The organism is Frankia sp. CoWAU3 (assembly GCF_977971855.1).
In genome coordinates this window covers 1-5306 of sequence record NZ_CDWWXB010000006.1, presented here as the reverse complement: position 1 = coordinate 5306, position 5306 = coordinate 1, and the positions used below count along the sequence as shown (strand labels likewise).

Sequence of the window (5306 nt, the reverse complement as noted above, 5' to 3'; positions counted from 1 at the left end):
GGCGGCTCGCGCGATGCACCCGGGGGCACCGCGACGCGGGCTTGGACGTCACTTTCCGTGAAGAACGAGGCTCGGAGCCGACCCCGGGTCGAGGTATCGACGCGCTCGTCGCCCACACTGTCGCCCGGGCTGGAGCATCGGCCGGGACCCCCTCCGGGATCCGCCTCCATCGGCGATGTCCCCACCAAAGTGGGGGTAGATGTCGATTCGTCGCCAGCCCACGACGTCGCGGCCCAGACACCCAGAAACCGGCCAATCGGGGATATTTCGCACCACTCCCTGAGGCAGGCGCCCCACCGGCAGCGGACAGCTCCGACCACCCTTCGAGCCACAGCACGCCGCGAGGGCCGGGGGCACACCCGGGCAGACCTCGGACGGGACCGAGACGGCCTGCTACCGGGGGAAACGTGCCGAGTCCCGCCGGCGGGAGAGGACACCGCCGAGCTGCACCACCCGTTTGGGGTAGCCCCTCCCAGGCACCGACAAAACCGCCCGGACCAGGAAAAACGCCGCATCGCGAGGGGCGCGAAGATCATCCACTGGACAGATATCTCATGGGAGCACAACAAGCTCCCGACCCGGGAGCGGAGCATGGCAAGCCCAATCGCGTGGGCGTACGTGGTTTCGAACCACGGACCTCTGCCGTGTGAAGGCAGCGCTCTACCACTGAGCTATACGCCCTTGCTGGTGGGACCACCCTACACGCCGGGGATACGGGCCGACGAAGGGGTCGGCAGCGGGGGGTCGACGGACGGATGGGGCAATGTCCACCGTCCTGTCCGGTGGCCGGACTGGACCAGGTTCGCCGCGACTGGCCGTGGTTGGGAAGGGTCCCGATGGGGAAGACTCAGGGGGGAACGGCCTTGGCGGGATGACCTGGCGCCCGGGGACGCTCGGACGCTACGGACAGTAATCATCTATAGGATTTAAGTAGAAGATCCGTCCGATAGTCGACCGAACCATGATCACTCGAAGCAGGTTCACCCTTCCGGGCCAGGCAACTCGCCCGAACTACCGTAACGGATGTTGTCTTGGCATAATCTTGTTTCCAACGGGACTCGGAGAGGGAACTATCCCGTTACACGGGTGCTCGCCCGCACCATCGCACCATGAGAGGCCACCCGATGACTATTCGTCACGATTCAATCACCGCAGAACTCGCCCTCCGCCTTGTCGTTCCCGGCGGGGCGCCCGTGCCGGTCGCCGCCACCGTCCGGTACGAGCCGGCCGATCCGTACGCGATCAGCATCGGCTTCCGCACCGGTGCGGACGAGGTCGTGGAGTGGACATTCGCACGCCAGCTCCTCAGCGACGGTGTGCGCCGACCTGCCGGGGATGGCGACGTGCAGGTGTGGCCTGCCGCCCAGTCCGGGGGACGGATCGTCTGCCTGTCCCTGTCCAGCCCGTCCGGGCATGCACTGTTCGAGATGCCGCGGTCCGAGGTGCTGGCCTTCCTACGGCGGACGTATTCAGCCGTCCCCCTCGGCGGGGAGAGCGACATCATCGATCTTGACGCCGAACTCGCCCTCCTCATCTGGGGCGGCCCCGAGCGGTGATCTCACCGGGGTCGGGACCGCTGCCCGATCCCGGTAAGCCGGTGCGGGCATTTTGCGACCAGGGGAGGCCCTTCCCCACCTGCATCCGAGGTAGCTTCCACCCGGTCACACACAGACCAGTCACACACAGAGCACCCGCCCGCCTGGCCGGCCTAGCGCCGCCAGGCGGGTTCTTTTGTCCTCGGCCCACCGCCGGTGCCCGGCTTATCGTCCGATCGGCTCGCCAGCCCCACCAGCCGGTCGGCCTTCAGCTCGGTCTCACGCCACTCCGAGTCCGGATCACTCCCCCACGTGATACCAGCGCCGGTACCGAACCAGATCCGGTCGTCCTCGATCCAGAACGTACGAATACCAACAGACAGCCAACCCACGTTCCGGTCGGCATCCACCCAGCCGATCCCCCCGCAGTAGTAGCCCCGAGAGGCCGGTTCCAGTTCTCGGATGATCCGCAGCGCACTCGACTTCGGCGCACCGGAGACGGAACCAGGCGGGCAGGTCGCCGCCAGGAGGTCCCGCCAGCCCACTCCCGGCCGCAGCCGGGCCCGGACGGTCGAGACGAGGTGCACGAGACCGGGGTGTTTCTCCACAGCGCAGAGTGAAGGCACCGTCACGCCTCCCGGGCGGGCAACCCGCCCGAGATCGTTGCGAACAAGATCGACAATCATGATGTTCTCGGCGACGTCCTTCTCCCGCAGATCCGCCGCCGTCCGACCGGTTCCCTTGATGGGCCTGGAGCTCACGACGTCGCCCTGGCGGGAGAGGAACAGCTCCGGGGAGGCGCCGACGATGCGCACCCCGGCCTCCGGCACGTCCAGGACGACCGCGTACGGCGCGGGATTGCCGGCGGCGACGACGGCCGCCAGGGCACCAAGATCGACACCGGCAGCACCGACACCGGGACCCCCCGCGCCTTCCGCCGCGGGCGCCGACAGGGGCGCCGACAGCAATCGGCAGAGATTGACCTGGTAGACCTCCCCCGCCGCGATACGCTCACGGATCGCCGCAACCCCGTCAAGGTAGGCTGCCCGGTTCATGGTCGTCGCCCATGCGGCTCGCGACGGTCCGAGCCAGGGGCCACGCCGCAGCGCCGCGACACCACCGGGAGGTGCCGGCCGCACGTCGGCGAACCGGATGCAACGGACGGCCCCCTTGAAGTCGACGACGACCGCCCAGAAGCCATCTCGATCCAGCACCGCGGCGTCATCGCTGATCTCCACGACCTCGGTCGCGAACCGGCCGCCGGCGAGCAGGAACGAGGAGGCATCCCACGGGGGTGACGGTGCCACACGCCCGAGAGGGCTCGTCTCCCGAGCCGCCACGTTCGTCTCGCTCATTCCGATCACGCTACCGCCGCCCGAGGTGACCCGCCGCCCAGGGCATGGACCAGCCCCTCGACGGCCGCCGGCCGCATGGACGTGCCGTGGGCGAAAGCCGGTGTTCATCCGGAGAAACTTGACCCAACGCAACATCTCAGCGACGCCCGCCGGACGGTTCGACGTCTGGCCCGATCGTCCGCTAGAGTGCTACCTGCACCGCCGAGAAGCGCGGAGCAGCGCGGACGTGGCTCAGTTGGTAGAGCATCACCTTGCCAAGGTGAGGGTCGCGGGTTCGAATCCCGTCGTCCGCTCGGGAACAGAGAGGCTTGAGGTCCGTCCCCAGCGGCCTCCCACGGCGGAGTGGCCGAGTGGTTTAGGCAAGGGCCTGCAAAGCCCTGTACGCGGGTTCGATTCCCGCCTCCGCCTCTGATCCTTTCGCGGGCGATTAGCTCAGTGGGAGAGCGCTACCTTGACACGGTAGAGGTCACTGGTTCAATCCCAGTATCGCCCACCGCGAGACACATTCTGACCGTCCTATGAGGGCCGCCCGTCACGGGTGGCCCTCTGCGTGTGCGACGGCCGGTGGGCGGTGGGCCGCCCGGAAATCCGGCGATGGGCCCGGCCGCCCGCCGCGCCCATCGCCGGACGAAGCCGGGTCAGCCCGGGCCGGGCGAGGACGCCTCGTCCCCCAGCAGGAACGACGTGATCCCGTCCACAAGGCCCGCCGCCGCCCGGGCCCGCCAGGCCGGGTTGGCGAGCTCGGCCGCATCGGTGCGGTTGCGCATGTTGCCGCACTCCAGGAAGACCTTCGGCACCCGCGAGAGGTTGAGCCCACCGAGATCGGAGCGGATTGTCATACCATCCTCGCCCAGGTAGTCCGCCAGTGGCTGCCCGGTGGCCCGGCCGAAGGCGGATCGTACCATCGCCGCGAGACGTGCCGACGGGGCTAGGATCGGTGCGTTGGCCCGGTCCGGGCTGAGCGCGGGCGCGATGACATGAAAGCCGCGCCCGTCCGCCGGTCCCCCGTCGGCATGTATCGACACCACCGCGTCAGCCGAGGTCCGGTTGCCGATGCGGGCCCGCTCGTCGATGCACGGGCCCACCCCGGAGTCGTTGTCGCGCGTCAGGATCACGCTCGCGCCCCGGGAGCGCAGAATGGCCGCCGCCCGCCCAGCGACGTCGAAGGTGAAGGCGTGCTCCGGGTAACCACTGTCGGTCTCGGCGCCGACGGTGTCGCATTCCTTGTCGAAACCGCCGGCCGGAACCCGCCGGTTGATCGACCCCGCGGCGGCGCCGTTTCCTCCGTTGTGCCCGGGATCGAGGACGACCTTCCGGCCGGACAGGGCGGTTGGTGAGGTCCCGTCCACGCCGGGCCGGAGGCCGGGTGCGCCCGCCCCGGCGGACCCGCCCACCACGAGATGCAGAGCCACCCCGGCGACCAGGGCCACGGCGACCAGGGCCACGACGGCCGCACCGACGATCCGAAGCAGGATCGATGGTCTGATCCGTGCCGGCATTCGGTGTCTCCCGCCTACGGAGGGGGCCCGTCCCCGCCGGAAGTGACCGTACGCGGTCGGCTGCGCGGCGCGCGTACGGGGGCCGCCCGGGCCCGGCCGTCAGCCGGTGACGAAGTCGATCAGTCGTTCCACCGCGCCGAGCAGGCCCACCTCAAGGTCGGTGTAGCTGTCCACCGAGGCCAGGATCCGGCGCCACATCTGCGCCGGGTCCTCCACACCGAGGGCCTGACAGACCCCTTCCTTCCAGGGCTGGCCGCGGGGAATCTCGGGCCAGCGGGGAATGCCGACCGACGCCGGCTTCACCGCCTGCCAGATGTCGATGTAGGGATGACCGGTCACCAGGACGTGGTCACCGGCGACGGAGGCGGCGATCCGGCTCTCCTTCGACCCCGGGACGAGATGGTCCACCAACACGCCGAGCCGGCGGCCGGGCCCCGGGCGGAACCCCGCGACCACCGACGGCAGGTCGTCGACCCCGTCCAAGCTCTCCACCACCACCCCCTCGATGCGCAGGTCGTCACCCCAGACCCGCTCGACCAAGGCGGCGTCGTGCAGACCCTCCACGTAGATACGGCTCGCCCGCGCGACCCTGGCCCGGTGGCGGGGCACCGCCACGGACCCGGACGCGGTGCGCGCCGCGGGGGCCGGGGTCCCGCGGCGGGGACGCACGAGGGTCACCCGCGCGCCCTCGATCAGGAAGGCGCCGGGTTCCAGGGGGAAGACCCTCCGGATGCCGTGGCGGTCCTCCAGCGTCACCCCACCGTTCTCGCTGCCTACCACGGCCCCGCAGAAACCGGTGGCCACGTCCTCGACAACGAGGTCACGCTCGAGCTCGACCTCCGGCGGGCGCACCGGGCGCGGACGGGCGGCGGGAGCCAGGACGTCCGGCCCGTAGTCTCGACTACGCATCCTGCGAA

Annotated in this window: 4 protein-coding genes and 4 tRNA genes; 4 read left to right on the top strand and 4 right to left on the bottom strand. The window is 70.0% G+C overall.

Annotated features, from left to right (window positions below; translation table 11 throughout):
- Positions 1-609: 609 nt before the first annotated feature.
- Positions 610-681, bottom strand: a tRNA-Val gene (locus AC08ON_RS01555).
- 443 nt (positions 682-1124) lie between these two features.
- Here AC08ON_RS01555 and AC08ON_RS01550 point away from each other — a divergent pair.
- Positions 1125-1556, top strand: coding sequence for an SsgA family sporulation/cell division regulator (locus tag AC08ON_RS01550; protein ID WP_009739629.1), 432 nt, complete (start codon positions 1125-1127; stop codon positions 1554-1556).
- 152 nt (positions 1557-1708) lie between these two features.
- Here the strand turns inward: AC08ON_RS01550 and AC08ON_RS01545 are convergent, their stop codons facing one another.
- Positions 1709-2890, bottom strand: coding sequence for a chorismate-binding protein (locus AC08ON_RS01545; RefSeq protein ID WP_476606170.1), 1182 nt, complete (start codon positions 2888-2890; stop codon positions 1709-1711).
- A gap of 220 nt (positions 2891-3110) precedes the next feature.
- Between AC08ON_RS01545 and AC08ON_RS01540 the strand changes: the two genes are divergently transcribed.
- From AC08ON_RS01540 to AC08ON_RS01530, 3 genes are all read left to right on the top strand, one after another.
- Positions 3111-3183 (top strand) — tRNA-Gly (locus tag AC08ON_RS01540).
- 43 nt (positions 3184-3226) lie between these two features.
- Positions 3227-3298 (top strand) — tRNA-Cys (locus AC08ON_RS01535).
- Positions 3299-3311: 13 nt separating this feature from the next.
- Positions 3312-3383, top strand: a tRNA-Val gene (locus tag AC08ON_RS01530).
- A gap of 145 nt (positions 3384-3528) precedes the next feature.
- On the opposite strand, the gene AC08ON_RS01525 is transcribed toward AC08ON_RS01530, so the two are convergent.
- Entirely contained in the window at positions 3529-4389 is an 861-nt protein-coding gene (locus AC08ON_RS01525; RefSeq protein WP_476606171.1) for an N-acetylmuramoyl-L-alanine amidase, read from the bottom strand.
- Positions 4390-4488: 99 nt separating this feature from the next.
- A complete protein-coding gene (locus AC08ON_RS01520) occupies positions 4489-5298 on the bottom strand; it encodes a DUF3097 domain-containing protein (RefSeq protein ID WP_011435799.1) in 810 nt (269 codons plus the stop codon).
- Positions 5299-5306 lie beyond the last annotated feature (8 nt).